This is a genomic window from Myxococcus sp. CA051A (genome assembly GCF_013336705.1).
In the GTDB taxonomy this organism is placed as follows: domain Bacteria; phylum Myxococcota; class Myxococcia; order Myxococcales; family Myxococcaceae; genus Myxococcus; species Myxococcus llanfairpwllgwyngyllgogerychwyrndrobwllllantysiliogogogochensis.
In genome coordinates, this window is sequence record NZ_JABUMS010000007.1 from 363265 (window position 1) to 379931 (window position 16667).

At 66.9% G+C, this 16667-nt stretch carries 11 protein-coding genes; 8 read left to right on the forward strand and 3 right to left on the reverse strand.

Features of this window, described 5'->3' with window-relative positions; genetic code table 11:
- The first annotated feature begins 22 nt into the window (after positions 1–22).
- Complete coding sequence (locus HUA74_RS22180; protein ID WP_174456117.1) at positions 23–691, forward strand: hypothetical protein; 669 nt, start codon at positions 23–25, stop codon at positions 689–691.
- Between the two features lie 196 nt (positions 692–887).
- Positions 888–1280 (forward strand): VOC family protein, encoded by a 393-nt coding sequence (locus tag HUA74_RS22185; RefSeq protein WP_141642454.1) that lies wholly within the window; start codon positions 888–890, stop codon positions 1278–1280.
- A gap of 49 nt (positions 1281–1329) precedes the next feature.
- Here the strand turns inward: HUA74_RS22185 and HUA74_RS22190 are convergent, their stop codons facing one another.
- Positions 1330–2211, reverse strand: coding sequence for a hypothetical protein (locus HUA74_RS22190; protein WP_174456118.1), 882 nt, complete (start codon positions 2209–2211; stop codon positions 1330–1332).
- 7818 nt (positions 2212–10029) lie between these two features.
- On the opposite strand from HUA74_RS22190, the gene HUA74_RS22195 reads away from it, so the two are divergent.
- From HUA74_RS22195 to HUA74_RS22220, 6 genes are all read left to right on the forward strand, one after another.
- Positions 10030–10821, forward strand: coding sequence for a ParA family protein (locus HUA74_RS22195; protein ID WP_141642456.1), 792 nt, complete (start codon positions 10030–10032; stop codon positions 10819–10821).
- Positions 10822–10888: 67 nt separating this feature from the next.
- On the forward strand, positions 10889–11779 hold the full coding sequence (locus tag HUA74_RS22200) for a ParB/RepB/Spo0J family partition protein (protein WP_141642457.1): 891 nt from the start codon (positions 10889–10891) through the stop codon (positions 11777–11779).
- 3 nt (positions 11780–11782) lie between these two features.
- Entirely contained in the window at positions 11783–12241 is a 459-nt protein-coding gene (gene bacM / locus HUA74_RS22205) for a bactofilin BacM (protein ID WP_141642458.1), read from the forward strand.
- 1 nt (position 12242) lies between these two features.
- Entirely contained in the window at positions 12243–12791 is a 549-nt protein-coding gene (locus tag HUA74_RS22210; RefSeq protein ID WP_141642459.1) for a hypothetical protein, read from the forward strand.
- 218 nt (positions 12792–13009) lie between these two features.
- A complete protein-coding gene (locus tag HUA74_RS22215; RefSeq protein WP_174456119.1) occupies positions 13010–13477 on the forward strand; it encodes a CoA-binding protein in 468 nt (155 codons plus the stop codon).
- Between the two features lie 266 nt (positions 13478–13743).
- Positions 13744–13929: a hypothetical protein gene (locus HUA74_RS22220; RefSeq protein WP_174456120.1), complete on the forward strand. Its 186-nt coding sequence runs from the start codon at positions 13744–13746 to the stop codon at positions 13927–13929.
- A 64-nt stretch (positions 13930–13993) separates the two neighbouring features.
- Here HUA74_RS22220 and egtD read toward each other — a convergent pair whose 3' ends face one another.
- Both egtD and egtB read right to left on the reverse strand, forming a co-directional pair.
- Entirely contained in the window at positions 13994–15022 is a 1029-nt protein-coding gene (egtD, locus tag HUA74_RS22225) for an L-histidine N(alpha)-methyltransferase (RefSeq protein ID WP_174456121.1), read from the reverse strand.
- A gap of 4 nt (positions 15023–15026) precedes the next feature.
- A complete protein-coding gene (egtB, locus tag HUA74_RS22230; protein WP_141642463.1) occupies positions 15027–16373 on the reverse strand; it encodes an ergothioneine biosynthesis protein EgtB in 1347 nt (448 codons plus the stop codon).
- Between the last annotated feature and the right edge of the window lie 294 nt (positions 16374–16667).

The following is a 16667-nucleotide window of genomic DNA, read 5'->3' on the forward strand; positions in this document are numbered from 1 at the left end:
CTTCAAAGCGGAGGTACCTCGCATGCAGCCGATTCCGACGGACCGACCGGTGGTCTGGGGTGACGACGAGCCCCATGAGTCTGAAGTCGCGGTGGCCCGAGCGTCCCGCGCCGACTTCGAGCAACGCTGGGGACCTCCGCACTTCCGAGACGTGGAAGGTGATGGACTCGGACCCACTGACTACTGGGGTTGGCGCGCGGACTGCGGCTTCCAGTTCTTCGTCTTCTATCTGCAGGCCACGGACGATTTCCATGTCATGACCTCGGAGGAGGAGCTGAGCCATGCGCTCGCGCATCTCGACTGGTGGCGCGATGAAGTGGTGTGGCGGGCCAACCCTGGAGCGCCGCCGCTGACGGATGGCTGGGCGGTGTACCGGCAGGACGACACGGGTCATCGCCATGATGTCTGTGTGATGACGAGCCGAGGACATGCGGAGTGCCTGGCACGTCGGATGGAGGCTCGGGCGCACAAGCAGTGGTACGCCGTGGAGCAGCGTGGAACACCGCCCGTGAGGCAGTCCCGTCCGCGTCAGGGTTGGGCTGTGATTCGGCAGGATGAGCACGGCAACCGGGCGGAGGTGGCCGTGTTTCGGACCGAGCGGCGCGCGCGGGAGCTGGCCGCCGCGTACGACTCCGAGCCTCGGCACAAACAGGCGTACTTCGTGGAGCCCGTGTCTCCTCCGAATCCGTGAGGCGTCGGCCCACGGCGCTGACGCGTTGGCCTTCTGCCATTGCCTTGCCGTGTGCGGACACGCGCGCCGGAGATGGCGCGATGCTTCCGCGACTTCATCGTGCACCGCGCACTGCTCGTCATTGAGTGCGCACGCGTCACGACCGTGAGACGCGCGAACCTTCACCGGGTTCGTTCGTGGTGAGGACGGACCTGGGATGGAGATGTGCAAGCTGCGAGTCGCTCGACCGACGCGGAGCCTGGCGACGGTGGTGCGGTTCTATCGAGAGGGGCTTGGCTTCGAGCTCGTGGGAGGCTTCGAGGACCATGCGGGCTTCGATGGGGTGATGCTCGGCCAGGTCGGGACGCCGTACCACTTGGAGTTCACGGTGGAACGCGGACACGAGGCGCCTCGCGCTCCTTCGCCGGACCATCTGCTGGTTCTCTATGTGTCGCGGCGCGAGGAGTGGGACGCGCGGGTGCGGCGCATGGTGCAAGCGGGCTTCCACCCTGTGCGCTCGCACAACCCTTACTGGGACGTGTACGGGAAGACCTTCGAGGACCCCGATGGATATCGCGTCGTGCTCTACCAGGGAGAGTGGACGCGCTGAGCTTGTGTCGAGGCGCGATGTCTCTCGAACCCTGGGTTTGCGTTGGGCGTTACCCCAGGTCGCGCAGGAGCGCGTCGCGGTCCGTGATGAGCTTCTTCGAATTGAGGTGTTTGCGAATCACGCGCTCCGCCTCCGCGCGGACCGTTGAGTCACTGAGTCGAGCGAGCCACTGCGTGCGCAGTGCTTCGAGTTGTTGTCGCTGGGGCAGGGGTGTCGATGCGAACCATTGCTCCAGTTCGAGGATGATGTCGGGACGGGGTGGTCGAACCGGAGGCTCCGCGACGAGGTCCGAGGGCTTCGGCGTGTATCGAAGCGAGGCCAGTTCATCGGAGAGCGGACCCCATGATTCGGCGAGTCCGCGCAGCCCGTGTCGGACCACGTCGAGCGGTACTTCCTGTCGCGGGTCGGAGAGAAGGCCCCAGTCGACGAGTCGTTGCTGCAAGGCCTCGCGTCCGTGGACCTCGTCATGGACTTCTTCGCCCAGGTGGGCGGTGCCCCAGACGTTGAATTGATGGTTGTGGGAGAAGATGGCGCTCTCGACGTAGGCATCGCCGAAGACGCAGGTGCCCAGGGGTTCGTCTTCGCCGAACAGGCGGCGGACGCGAAGGTCCCCGAGGATGACGAGGTACTCGGAAGTGTAGACGGTGTGCGCGATGAGGTTGCCGCGCACGAAGACGAGTCCGCCTGGATTTTCGAACCAGCCATCGACGACCAGGTCGCCGTCGATGAACGTCGAGCCTCGGGTGTTCTCCAGCCTGAGTGATGAGACGCGCCCGCCTGTGAACAGCCCGGCGCCGCTGAAGAAGCCGTCGGAGAGGACGAGGGCGTCCACGTCCATGCCGTTGCCGGCGCTTCGTTGCTTGAAGGCCGCATAGGGACGGAGCACCTCGGCGGCTTCCTCGGGAGACAACCAGCGTTGAAGCGGGAGCACGGAGTGAGCCTTGGAAGTGGAGGTGTTGGCGTGTCGCCGCGGACGATGCCCGCGATGGGTCGTGTGTCTCGCGGAGTATCGCAAGGGTTCGAGCGCTGCGGTTGCCAGCTCAGGATGTGACCAGGCACTCGCGCGGATACTGGCTCGGGGCAGGGGAGGGGAGTGCGAGCGGACGGTTCCTTCAGTCGGGGAACACGCCTGCCTGGTCTGGCGTGAAGCTGAGTGCGAGAGCACACGCTCGATGGGACGGTCACTCGACCAGCGAGAGGTCCAGGGGTGGACTTGTCTGCTCGCGAGGCGAGAGGTGAGCGAGCTTTGGACCACGGCGCGAACTCTGTTGCACGCGGCTGTGCTGCCACTCATCGCGCGGGAGTCTTTCGGCGCGTGTGGCATCGGGGCGACTGCTCTCGAAGCGGACGCGTGACGCCAGGACTGTTCGCGAGTGACTCCGTTCGAGCCCATGGCGTACTCAGGCGAGGTGCCGCGGATGGAGTCGCGTCACGAGGTTGGAGGAGGAGCATTCCTGCGTGCTCAGCCCTGCACGGTTGTCATGACTTGATGCGAGCGTCCAAGCAGGTGCCCGCAGGCCCTGTTGCGCGGGTTCTGAGCCCGCGGCTACTGCTCGTTCCACGTGGAACAGGGTGAGTCGGGTCCAAGTCAGCGCGGGCTCCGACCGTGAGGACGGAGGCGTCATCGTGAAGCGATGGCTTCGAACGGACCTCGCGTGAGTTTGCCGCTCGTGGCTGAAGTTCCTGCAGCCCGTGGTGATGCAGGCCAGCCCTTCGAACCACACGTCGGTGAGCTCCATCGTTCGTGACGCGTGGACATGAGGGCCGTTCGACGTGTGTATCCCTGGAGGTTCGTGCCCACGGTTCGGACGCCATGCGCACCGGCGCAGGTGATGGGCCGTACGCAGACTCTTTTCGGTGGGGCCTCCGGATTCTTCGCGAACCCCAGACCCACTTGAGCCGAATCGGTGAGGGCAGGTTGGTGGTGGTCTGGTCGTGAAGCGCGAACCTCCGCACGGCGAGGTGTCGCGAGTGAGGGACGCGGGGTTCTTGCGTCGCGGCAGCGGGACCGAACCTTCGCGGCGACTGCTGGCTCTGAAAGGTCGGGCGCGACAAGGGAACTCGCACGGCAGTGAGGATGCGAGCGCGCCAGATGGGGGCGCATCGGGTGTCCGTACGGGTGAGGGTTCTTCGAGGTGCTCGTTCGTGGACCTTCGAGACGGGGCGCGGATGGGGGAGGGGAGGGGAGGGGATGCCGTCCGTCACTTCTGCCCTGCACTACATGGCGCGAACTCTGGAGTCAGCGAGTGCTCTTGGCTGTCGGACCGTTCTCCGGAGTTGCTGCCCTGTGAGTGATGCCGAGCACAGGGTCCTGCTGGTGGCGTGAAGTGAAGACCCACGCGGCTGGCCCGTGCTGAGCCTGCTTCAACGAGAGGGGGAGCGCGGTGAGGTTCCATGTGGAACCCGAAGCGAGGAGTCGACTCGCGCCGCTTTCGCTGCAACGGCGTGCAGCGGACGGCGTGGGTTGAGTGAAGGGAAGAGGCTGCTTGGTGGGTGGGGGAGGGGGCACGTGTTGTTGGCGGAGTGCGGAGCCGCCTTCACCGTCACCCCGAGAAGCCGTGTCTCGATGGTGCCCGACCATGAGGACGCGTGAGAGGTCTCGTTCAGCCGCGCACCCCGGGAACGGAGACGAGTCCATGCGGTGAGGGAGACTCTGGCTTTCTTGAGAGGTCGCGCACCCGTGGTGCCCCGTTCATCGGTGCGCGACGTCATGCGGTCCCGCTCGGGTTGCTTCTCGCTGGCGAGGTCGCTCACCCATCGAGGCTTCGTGGTGCGGGTCCCCGTGGTTCACGGCTTGGGTGCCGCGGTCGTCCTCTTTCTGGTGAGGACGCCGAGAAGTCCCTTCAGGGTTTCGGTGGCTATCGACTCGCGTGAAGTCCGAACCATCACGCCTTGCCGCGCGTCAGGTTCCACGTGGAACGGCGAAGAGGGATGGGCGCAGCGTGCTGGCTGCACCTGGTTGAAGGGGCCGCTTCTGGAGGTCGTGCATGCCGACGCGGTGAAGCCGCTGCCAGCGTTGCCGCGCACCGTGTTCCATCGTGGAAGGTGGCGGGAGCCAGGGCGAGTTCTCTTGGTGGGGCTTCACCTGGTTGATGGCGGTGCTTCTCGATGGTGCGCCGAATCACGTGAGGCGGGCCTCAGTCAGCCAGCGGTTGCCATGCGCCGTGCTCCACCCGGGAAGGTGGCGGGGGCCAGGGCGAGTTCTCTTGGTGGCTTCACCCGGTTGAAGTCGTGGCTTCTCGATGCCGCGCGCCGAATCACGTGAGGCAGGGCTCGGCCAGCCAGCGGTTTCCACGCGCCGCGCCCCATGTGGAGCGGTGACGGGGTCGAGGGTGAGTCCTCTGGGTTTCTTCACCCGGTTGAAGCAGCCGCTTCGCGAAGGCGTGCGCACCGGCTTGTGTGAGGCCTCGGTCAGCCAGCGTTGCCACGCGCCGCGTTCCACGTGGAACGGTGGCGGGGCCTTGGGTGAGGTTCTCGTTGAGTCCGCGCCCGGTTGGAGCAGGTGCTTCGCGATGCCGGGCACGGCGACGCGCGTGGTGCCTCCACCAACCGGCGATGCCGCGTTCCACGTGGAACGGTGGAGGGGCCTTGGGTGAGTTCGTCCTCAGCAGCTCAAGGAGTCGCTTCGCGATGCCGTGCCGGCGGATTCGCCTGAAGTCTTCGCCAACCAGCGAGCCGTGCTTCACGTGGAACGATGAAGGGAACCAGGGTGGGGGCACGGGTCCTGAACTGGTTGGGGCAGTCGCTTCGCGATGCCGTGCACGGCGACTCGTGCGAAGCCCCCGCCAACCAGCGATGCCGTGTTCCACGTGGAACGGTGACGGGGCCTTGGGTGAGTTCCTCGTTGAGGCCGCGCCTGGTTGAAGCAGAGGCTTCGTGATGCCGTGCACGGCGACTCGTGCGAAGCCCCGCCAATCAGCGATGCCGTGTTCCACGTGGAACCCTGATGAGGTCCGGGATGAGGGCCTCGTTGAGGTCGCGCCCGGTTGAAGGAGGTGCTTCGCGATGCCATGCGCGGCGACTTGCGTGATGCCTCCACCAACCGGCGATGCCGTGTTCCACGTGGAACGAAGAAGAGGTCCAGATGGCCATCGCGTGCTGGCCTCACCTGGTTGAAGAGACCGCCGCGAAGCTTCTTCACGGTGTTGGTGCTGGCGAACTCGCATGAAGCCGCTGCCATCCCGCGATGCCGTGCGCCGTGTTCCACGTGGAACGAAGAAGGGGTCCGGATGAGCGCCGCGTTGGCTTCCTCGCCTTGCTGATGAAGTGGCTGAGAAGCCGTCTCGTGGTGGCGACGCCTGATGGTTCGTGTGCGGTGTTCCACGTGGAACCGATGCGAGCATGAGCACCGCTCCACGTGCCCGGGCATCGGCATCGATGCGCGGAGGAGGTGCGCCGCGATGCTCGGTCTGGCGACGCATGTGCCGCCTTCGCGCGCAGGTGTTCTGGTGAGCATCCGTGTTCCACGTGGAACGCATCACGCGCTTCACCACCTCTTCAACGAGATGCCGCGGCTGGTGGTGAGGGCCTCACGTGAGGCCTCCATCACCACGTGTTGCCGCGAACCGAGCAGATGGCGAACCCACTTCCTGATGCGCGACGTGTGCCGTGTTCCACGTGGAACGCGGTGGTGCGTGGACTGGTGTGGACCGTCCAGTTGCTGGTGCCGTGCGGCCCATGCACGCGCGTTCGTGTTCCACGTGGAACGGCGGAGAGACAGCGCTCGGATGCGTCGATGCCTTCGCCGAGAAAGGGTCGTGAGCGCGTTCTCGATGATGTCCGCATGCCGCCATGCGTGAGGTCATGCGAGGTCGATGCGGCGCGAATCGTGTTCCACGCGGAACACGAAAGTGGTCCGCGCGAGCGGTCGAAACCCGTGCTCACGCGATGCCGTGTTCCACGTGGAACGAGGTGACGCCTGAACCGGTCTCAAGGACTCGTGCTGGTAGCGGAGCCTCATGCTCCCGTGTTCCACGTGGAACGCAGAAGCCGTTCACGTGGTGGCGAGCTACGTGCCGTTCACCCCATCAACATGGTGGTGGGCCTTGGCTGGTGATGGCGCAACGACGCTGACCTGCGTGGCGCTGTCGCGAGCGGTCGATGCGAGCCGTGTTCCACGTGGAACGCGGAAGCCGTTCTCAAGGTGGCGCGCGCTACGTGCCGTTCACCTCATCGACGTGGTGTTGGGCCGTTGCCCGGTGAGGCTCAGCGGTCCCGTTCTGCATGACGCTGTCGCGAGCGGTTCGTGTTCCACGTGGAACGCAGAAGCCGTTCACGTGGTGGCGACTACGTGCCGTTCACCTCATCAACGTGGTGGTGGGCCTTGGCCGGTGATGCGCAACGGCGCTGACCTGCGTGACGCTGTCGCGAGCAGTTGAGGCGACGCGGGTCGTGTTCCACGTGGAACGCGGAAGCCGTTCGCGAGGTGGTTCGCGCCGCGCGCCCTTCACCTCATCAACGTGGTGTTGGACCTTGGCCCAGCGAGGCTCCGCGGTGCCGTTCTGCATGACGCTGTCGCGAGCGGGTCGTGTTCCACGTGGAACGCAGAAGCCGTTCACGTGGTGGTGTTGGGCCTTTGCCCGGTGAGGCTCAACCACGCTGACCCGCGTGACGCTGCCGCGAGCCGTTGAGGCGACGCGGGTCGTGTTCCACGTGGACCGGTGATGGGTGCCGAGTAGTGGTGGAACGCCGGTGCCGTGTTCCATGTGGAACGCGGAAGCAGCCCGCGTGGTGAGGTGTGCTCGGCCTCATCGACGTGGTGGTGAAGACCGATGAGGAGGTGTTCACATGCTGCGCTTCCTCGATGGTCTGAAGGCCCCCGTGCCGTGTTCCACATGGAACGCGGTCACGAGTCGGAAGGGCAGACTTCATCCGCGAAGACAACGTGCCCCTCGCTCCGAGCCGATGTCGCGGACAGGCAGATGCCTGGTGCCAGCGCGTCGCGCGCGAGTTCCGATGTCGCCGTGGCCTTTGAGGCTGTTCCACGTGGAGCGCGCGCGCCGATGTGGTGCGCGGGTGTTCATCCGAAGCGCGCTTCAGCGTGTGGCGTGTCCCACGCGGGAACGGGTGTCGTGTTCGATGGGGGCGGACAACGGGCATCGTGTGAACACGGTGAGCCACTTGGGCCCGCGTTGCCGCCGCCGTGTTCCATGTGGAACGCCGTGGTGGTGATGCGTGCTGAGGCGGCGACGAACGCGTGTCGCCTTCCACGCGGAACAGGCGAAGTGACCGCGCTGAGTCCTGGGGGTGGAGATGAGGACTCGCGAGGCCGGGTGCCGACCCAGGGTTCCCATGTCGGGTCCGTCCCCGGTTGTGGCGATGCCGTGTGCTCATGCTTGCTGGCTTCAGCGTGAAGCGAGCTGTGCGGTGGACGGTGGACGCGCGCTGGAAGCCGGACAACGCTTCGATGACTTCACGGCATCGAGTGAGGGTCGCGGCGCGCATCAGATGGAACGAAGCAGAACCTCACGCTGAATCGATCGATGCGGAAGATGTCTGGCGCGAGTTGGCGAGTTCGATGCCGCGCGCGCCGTGGCCCGCGTGAAACGGAGGTGCGGTCCGCGGCCCCGTGTCCAGATGGTGCCGAACGGGCAGTTGGGTTTCGGCAAGCACCGCCGGCCGCGCGCATCGCCGCATGTGGAGTGGCGATGGGGGAGCTGGTTCATGCCAGCGTGGTGATCGCGGCACGGATGGCGTGTCGAACTGGCCGTTGAGCCGGTAGGGCAGTTCATGCGGCGCCGCTGAAAGCGCTCGGATGGCGGGGTTCATCGCTGAACGAGGCTGCACCTCGCTTCATGTCGAATGGTCGATGGAGGTCGCGAGCCGGTTCGCGCCGCGTCAGTTGGAACCAGCGAAGAGTGTTCGCGCGATGCCCCACGTCGAACGGGTGCTGGCGGTAGCGAACTCGTTCATGTGGAGGCTTTCGATGATGCGTCAGCGATGGGCTCCGGACCGGATGGTGGTCGCGCCACTCCTCATGTCGAACGGGTGCTGGCGGTAGCGAACTCGTCCAGGTGGAGGCGTCCGATGATGAGTCAGCGATGGGCGCCGGACCGGATGTTGGTCGCGCCACTCCTCACGTCGAACGGCTGTCGGGAGTCGTGAGCGCGCTCATGTGGAGGCTTCCGATGATGAGTCAGCGATGGGCGCCGCACCGGCCAGTGGCCGAACTGCACCTCGCGTCGAACGGGTGCTGGGAGTGGTGAGCGCGCTCACGTGGAGGCTTCCGATGATGAGCCCGCGATGGGCGCCGGACTGGATGGTGGTCGAACCACACCTCACGTCGACCGGCGGCTGGCGGTAGCGAACTCGTTCATGCAGAGGCTCGTTGATGAGGCGCGAGGGTTGCCACATGGGGCAGTGGCCAAACCGCCCCTCGCGTTGGATGGGTGATGGAGGTGGCGAACTGGTTCGTGCGGAGGCTCTCGATGAGGAGACATCGGCGGGCGACGCATTGGAGGGCGTGCGGTGCCTCACGCCGGATGAGCGGGGGAGGTGGCGAACCGGTTCATGCGGAGGCTCTTGGTGGTGACGCATCGGAAGGGGTCGTGCAGCGCTTCACACCGGATGGGTGATGGAGGTGGCGAAGTGGCGCATGCGGAGGTCTCGATGATGACGCCTCAATGAACTGAATGGTGGTCGACCCACGTCTCCCGTCGAACGAGCGATGGAGGTGCCGAGTTCGCTCATGCGCAGGCTCTCGCCGATGAGCATTGAGGAGCGCTGCATCGGACGGTGGTCGACCCATGCCTCAAGTCCAACGAGCGATGGATGGAGATGGCGGACCTGCCCGTGCGAGGGCGCTCGATGATGACGCATCGATGGGCGACGCATCGGACGGTGGCCGAACCGCACCTCATGACGAACAGGCATGAACAGTGACGGCCGGTTCCTGTTGGTGCTTCCGACAACTGCATCGAGTTGGCGCACGGTGCGGAGGTTCCCCTTCGCTTCGTGTTGAACGGACGAGAGCCATGGTGGGCCGGTTCATGCGAATGCGACCAACAACGCACCGATGAGTGGGCGTCACCTCCGATGACCCCGAGGCGACTTCATGTTGAACGGACGAGAGCCATGGTGGGCCGGCTCATGCGAAGGCGACCAACAGCGCAGCGATGAACAGCTGCCACCGCGGAAGACAGTCGAAGCGCACTTCATGTCGAACGAGTCACGGGCGAAGAGGTGGCTCACGCGAGGGCTCGTGACAGCGCATGGAGGGTGCGCGCCATCGCAGGGCAACCGCAGTGCGCTTCATGGCGGACATGCGATGAAGGTTGCGAGCCGGTACGAACCGGCACTTCCGATGCTGCCTGGGTGGGCCTCATCGTCCGGCGAGGTTGCCCAGCGCTTCCACGTCACCCAACCCATTTGAACGGTGCACGGAGGTCGCGAGTCGAGCAGGCCCGTTCCATATGGAACGCGTGCGCGGACGGACTTGAGCGGTGACACCGACCCCCGTCACCCGCGTGCCCCCTTATAAGGAGGGCATCCGAGCAGTCTCCCCACGCCGCCCGAATCCAGGATGCGAACGCCCGGTCGGCCGGGTTCTGGACGTAGGAAACCGTGCTCCAAGTCTCCGGAATCAGGCCTTCCGGCTTGCTTGGAAGCCCTCGAAAAGAGTCGTCACGCTGGGAGCGCCGTGAATTTGATCCAACACCGAATCGCGTGCTAGCAGCGGATCAGCGTGCAGTCGTGCACCGCATCACGCACGGCGCCCGGCTCTCGCCGGGCAAGAGAGAGGATGGGGCTCGTGGGTCGAATCATCTGCATCTCCAATCAGAAGGGTGGCGTGGGCAAGACGACCACCGCCATCAACCTCGCCGCGAGCCTCGCCTCCGCCGAGCGCCGCACGCTCCTGGTTGACATGGACCCGCAGGGCAACGCCGGCAGCGGCCTGGGCCTCAAGCAGGACAAGCTCCACGGCACCATCTACGACGCGCTCCTCAATGGCCGCCCCATGAAGGAGCTCTTCCACCCGACCGAGCTGCGCTACCTCCAGGTCGTCCCCGCCACGCCCGACCTCACCGGCGCCGAAGTCGAACTCGTCAACCTGGAGAACCGCGAGTTCCGCCTCCGCGACGCCCTGCGCCCCCTGGCCTCCGAGTTCGACTACATCATCATCGACTGCCCGCCCTCGCTCGGCCTGCTCACCCTCAACGCCCTGTCCGCCGCGGACTCCGTCCTCATCCCGCTGCAGTGCGAGTACTACGCGCTCGAGGGCCTCTCCCAACTCACGCACACCATCGACCTGGTGAAGCAGGGCCTCAACCCCGACCTCAAGATGGAGGGCATCCTCCTCACCATGTTCGACGCTCGCGCCAACATCGCCCACCAGGTCGTGGACGAGGTGCGCGGCTACTTCAAGGAGCAGGTCTTCCAGGTCGTCGTGCCGCGCAACGTGCGCCTGTCCGAGTGCCCGTCCTTCGGCAAGCCCATCATCCTCTATGACATCAAGTCCAAGGGCTGCGAGAGCTACCTCGCCCTCGGCCGCGAACTGATGAAGCGCGATACTCCCAAGACGCCCCGCCGGCGGGTCGCCTGAAGCCCCCCGCGAGCCCCCGCGTCGCCCATGCCCGTCGTGAGTCTCCTCGCGGCGCTGGAGTCCTGACTTGGTGAAAGCAGACACGCAGAAGCGCGCCCTCGGTCGTGGGCTCTCCGCACTCATCCCCCAGGCCGCTCCCGGCAAGGCCGCCGAACAGGCCGCCCTCAAGGCCGGCGTCCTCAAGCTCCCGATTGAGGCCATCCACCGGGACAAGGACCAGCCCCGGCGCTACTTCGACGAGGAGAAGCTCAAGGAGCTCACCGAGTCCATCAAGACGCAGGGCATCCTCCAGCCCATCCTCGTGCGCAAGGACGGGGACGGCGGCTACAAGCTCATCGCCGGTGAGCGCCGGTGGCGCGCCTCCCAGGCCGCGGGCCTCAAGGAAGTGCCCGCCATCATCAAGGACGTCACCGAGGTCCAGGCCTTCGAGCTGGCCCTCGTGGAGAACCTCCAGCGCGCGGACCTCAACCCCATTGAAGAGGCGGAGGGCTACAAGCGCCTGACGGACGAGTTCCGCCTCACGCAGGAGCAGGTCAGCCAGCGCGTGGGCAAGGAGCGCTCCACGGTGGCCAACGCGCTGCGCCTGCTCGCGCTGCCCGCGGACGTGAAGCTGATGGTGGCGGACGGCTCGTTGAGCATGGGACACGCGCGCGCCCTCCTGGGCGTCCCCCGCCTGCCCGAGCTGCAAAACCTGGCCAAGCAAGTGGCCGACAAGAAGCTGTCCGTGCGTGACACGGAGCGGCTGGTCCAGCAGAGTCGCACCCACGGCAAGAAGGATGCGGGCAAGACGCCGCCGAAACAGAGCCCGCAGGTGAAGTCCTTGGTGGAAGAGCTCCAACGTCGTTTGGGGACGAAGGTCCGGTTGACCGAACGAAGCCCCGGAAAGGGCACCATCGAGGTGGACTTCTTCTCCTACGATGACCTGGACCGGCTGTTGAAGCTGCTCAGGAAGGAGTAGCGCGTGGCGCTCCTTGGCGGGAAGAAAGACGAAGCACCCAGCAAGCCCCTGTTCAAGCGGGAGGAGGAATCCGTGTCGCAGCGCTCTGGTGAGGTTCATACGCTTCTGGGCAAGGGAAGCGAGTTCGAGGGGAAGCTTACCTTCGAGGGGCAGGTCCGCATCGACGGCAAGTTCCAGGGGCAGATCATCACCAAGGACGTGCTCGTCATTGGGGATGGCGCCAAGGTCAATGCCGAAATCCAGGCCGGCACCGTCATCATCAACGGTCAGGTCGAAGGCAACGTGAAGGCCACCCAGATCATCGAGCTCAAGACTCCGGGCCGCGTGAAGGGAAATCTAGAGACGCCGTCGCTGTCCATGGACCGTGGCGTCGTCTTCGAGGGCACGCTGAAGATGGAGAACCTGGGTGGCAACGCCGCCTCGGCGCGTCCTCCTCCTCCTGGCGGCGAGTCGAAGAAGTAAGGTGCGTCAGCGCGCGCACATCGCGCCAGCCCTGGTGCTGGCGCTGTCGCTGCTGTCCGGCTGCAAGGGCTGCAAGGACGAGGGTGCTGACTCCGGCGCCCTCTCTCCGGACGGCGCCGCGCAGACCCCTCGTTCCGGTGTGAAGGTTCCACTGCCGGACGGTTGGTCCGCGCAGGTCGCTCCCGACGACAGCTTCCAGGCGGGCCCGCCCGGCCGCCCGGTGCTTCGAGTGGACCTGCGCCGAGGCCAGGGTGAGCAGTTGCCCACCGTGGACGCGCTGGCGGAGCGCGTGCGCGAGGAGTCGAAGAACTTCGAGGTGTCGCTGGACCAGGAAGAGTCCAAGGACACCTACTCGCTCTTGCGCGTGACGATGGCGCCGAAGCTCGCGGACGGTGGCATTGGCCTTCAGGCCCCCGCGCTCTTTGGTGCCCGCCGCGTGGGCAACGACCTGTTCCTCTGCGCGACGCTGCCCGGCGCCTCACCGGAAGATGTCCGGCTGGCCACCGAGGCGTGCCGCGAAATCGAAGTCCAGTCCTCCCAGTCCAAGTAGTCGCGCGGCCTCACGATGGCGGGCCGGTGCCTCCTCGCCCCGCGAGCGAGCCACCGAGCCCCTGGCCCGGCCCATGTCCCCGCTCACGAAGAGGCGCGCGCTCCCGAGCACTGGACCTCCAGGGTCCAGTTGCCTTCCGCGGAACGAACCCGCCGTTTCGGCGTCGGACGGGTCGTCACCGGGAGCGAGCGTGGCAAGGTTGGCTCCAGGAGGTGGTCATGGACTGGAGAGCGAATCTCGTCGAGGACGACGCGGGCGTGAGGCAGGTGCTGGAGCACTCGCGGAGGGTGGCGGTGCTGGGCATCCGCTCGGAGGCGCAGGCGCACAAGCCGGCGTACTCGGTGCCGGCGTTCCTCCAGAAACACGGCTACGACATCGTCCCGGTGTCGGTGCACGGCGAGAAGGAGCCCATCCTCGGCCGGCCCGTGTACTCCGCCGTGGCGGACATCCCGGGGGACGTGGACCTGGTGCAGGTGTTCCGTCGCCCGGAGGACATCGACGCGCACGTGCCGGACCTGCTCGCCAAGAAGCCGCGCGCGGTGTGGTTCCAACTGGGCATCCGCAATGACGCGGCGGCGGAGAAGCTGGCCCGTGCCGGCATCCGCGTGGTCCAGGACCGGTGCATGAAGGTGGAGCTGATGCGGCTGCTCCAGGAGCGCCAGCTCGGTGGCGCACTCCCCGTCTGACGCCCGAGAGCAGGCAGGCGTGGCGCGGTGCTGAACATTCAGCGAGCGCCGGACGTCCATCCGATTATGGATGAGAAGATGAACCGGATGGCTCCGAGCTTGGGACGAGGGGTGCACTTCCGTGCACGCCGCGTCGCCATCGTCGCACGGGGACTTCCAGATTCTTTCGCGAGTCCCTAACCTTGTCGTTCCCCCGGCCCGTGGTGGGTCAACACCCCAGCCCATCCTCCGGACCTCCACGCAGCGCCCCGCAAGGAGTTCCCCGCATGTCGTTCACCGGAATGCTCCCCCTTCACCTTGCCACCGTGGACCTCAGCCCCGTGGGGGAGCGGCTGTTCGCCGCTGGAGGGCTCGCCGTCACCGTCCTCGCCGCGCTGTGGTTTGCCTGGACTCGGCCCATGCCGCAGCCCGTGCCCGTGCGCGTGCAGTCCCGTCGCAACCCCCGACGTTAGTCGTCGGATGACGCCGGACCTGGTGGCCGGGTGATGCCCGACCCCAGGTCCGAGCCCCTGGAACTCAGCCGCGCTTGAGCGCGAGGGACAGGGCGAAGTCACCCGCTCCGTCCGTCCACCACGCCGCCAGTCCCAGCCCCGCCGCGTCCAGCTCCGCCTCGACGCGTGCCTGCTCGAACTTGCAGCTCACCTCCGTGCGCAGCACCTCGCCCTCGGCGAAGTCCACCCGGCGCTTCAGGGAGGACAGCCAGACGGACTGCGTGCGCTGCGACACCAGGCGCATCTCCACCCAGGCGTTGTGCTCGTCGAAGGGCGCGACGTGCTCGAACGCCTCCGGGTCGAAGTCCGCGCCCAGCTCGCGGTTGAGCACGCGCAGCACGTTGCGGTTGAACTCGGCCGTCACCCCGGCGCTGTCGTTGTAGGCGGCGAACAGCCGCGCGCGGTCCTTGATGAGGTCGGTGCCCAGGAGCAGGCCGTCACCGGGCTGCAGGCCCGAGGACAGCTCGCGCAGGAAGCGCGCTCGCTCGGTCGGCTTCAGGTTGCCGATGGTGCCACCCAGGAACGCCACCAGTCGCCGTCCGCCTCCGGGCAGGCACGACAGGTGGTGCTCGAAGTCGCCCACCACCGCGTGCACGGTGATGCCCGGGTACTCGCGCGCCAGGGACGCCGCCGCGCGCCGGAGGAACGCCTCGCTCACGTCGAACGGAACGAAGCGCGACAACTGTCCCGCCTCCTCCATCGCATCCAGGAGCAGGCGCGTCTTCTCGCTGGTGCCACTGCCCAGTTCGATGAGCGTCGTCGCGCCGCTCAGCCTCGCCACGTCTCCTGCATGGGCCAGCAGGATTTCCCGCTCACGCCGCGTGGGGTAGTACTCCGGCAGGCGGGTGATGTCGTCGAAGAGCTGGCTGCCCCGCTCGTCATAGAGCCACCGGGGTGACAGCTCCTTGGGCGAGCCGCACAGCCCCTGGAGCACTTCCTGTCGCAGGGCGCGCTTCGCGTCGCCCGGCTTCACGTACACCTCCACCTTCACCCCGGGGACGGCCCGCGTCCCCTCGCCCGAAGTCGTCTCCACCGGCTGCACTGTCGACCTCATTGATTCACCTCACCTCTGACGCACAACGGAAGCCGGCGAAAATCTGCCGCCGGATGGGGTAGTCCCAGTTGCGAAAGCCATTGCGTACCGCCACGGGCGCGCTCGCCCAGGCCCCGCCTCGAAGCACCTTGTAGTCGTCGCCGAAGAACACCTCCGAGTACTCGCGATAGGGATATGCGCGAAAGCCCGCATAGGGATGGAAGTCGCTCGCCGTCCATTCCCAGACATCTCCCAACAGGCCCCAGACGCCCTCGCTGCTGACGCCCTGGGGATGACTGCCCACTCGCGCGGGGCCCCACGCGTCACCGCCCAGGTTGGCGTGCGCGGGCGTGGGCGCGTCGTCGCCCCACGGGTGCTCGCGCGCGACGCCGTCCGAGCCGCGCGCCGCTGTCTCCCATTCGGCTTCCGTGGGCAGCCGCTTCCCCGCCCAGCGCGCGTACGCGTCCGCTTCGTACCAGCACACGTGCTGGACCGGCTCGTTCGAGGGCAGCGGCTCCACCTGTCCGAAGCGCCTGCGCAGCCAGTGCCCGCCCTGCTGGGGCAGCCAGAACTGCGGGTGGCGCAGTTGCTCCGCGCGCACGAAGTCCCAGCCCTTGGGATGCCACCAGCGCGCGTCGTCGTAGCCCCCCGATTCGACGAAGGCGACGTAGTCCCCGTTGGTGACGGGGTGCGCATCCATGAGGAAGGGCGCGACCTCGCGCGCGTGCGCGGGCCGCTCGTTGTCGTACGCCCACGGTGACTCGCTGCCCAGGCGCACCGTGCCGCCGGGGATGAAGACGGGCTGGCGGGTGATGGGAACGGGGCTCGGATGCGGACGCGGCGAGCTGATGCGGTACTCCACGTCCGTCATCAACTGGAGCGTGGCGGCGAGCGTCTCCGCGTGCTGCTGCTCGTGCTGTGCCACCATGCCGAAGACGTACCCGCCCACCAGCAGCGGCGCCTCGCTGTCCTCGGGCACGTGGTCCGACAGGTGCGCGCGCACGGCTTGACGCACGCGCGCGGCGTAGGCGAACGCGGACTCGGGGGACAGCAGCGGCAACAGGGCGCGCGTGTTCCGGGGGTGCTGGAAGGCGTCGTAGATGGCGTCGAAGGCCGGGTCCGTCAGCGCCGGTGCGCCGAGCGCTCGCAGCAGCCACTGCTCCTCGTAGTTTGCGACGTGCGCGACGTCCCAGATGAGCGGTGACATCAACGGCGAGTGCTGGTTCATCAGCACGTGCTCCGGAAGTCCGGCGAGCATGCGCAGCACGCGGGCGCGTGCGGCCTCCAGCTCGGCCCAGGCCCGCGCCTTCCAAGCCCTTCCCGGTGCACTGCCTGGCTGTCGTGTCGTCGAGCTGTCCGTCGTGCGGGACATGGCGCCTCAAGCTAGGGCGTGGAACGGCGTGAGGGTAAGTCCCGGGCCCCTCGGCCGCAGGTCCCCGTGCGGGAATGTACGTTTCCGTGGGGGGCGGCCGACCTGGCCGATGCTGCGACACCTCGCTGGCACTCCACCCGTGACATCACCTCGCGCCTCGCGTGTTTCCCGCGCGTCGTGAGCGAGCCCGTCCTCCCCGTCAGGGTGCGTGGCGCCCGACGCGTGGGCGCACGATTCTGTCCACTTTCGCCGCGTAGACTCGCCCCCAGGGTCGCCGTGAGGGGGAGGGGACCT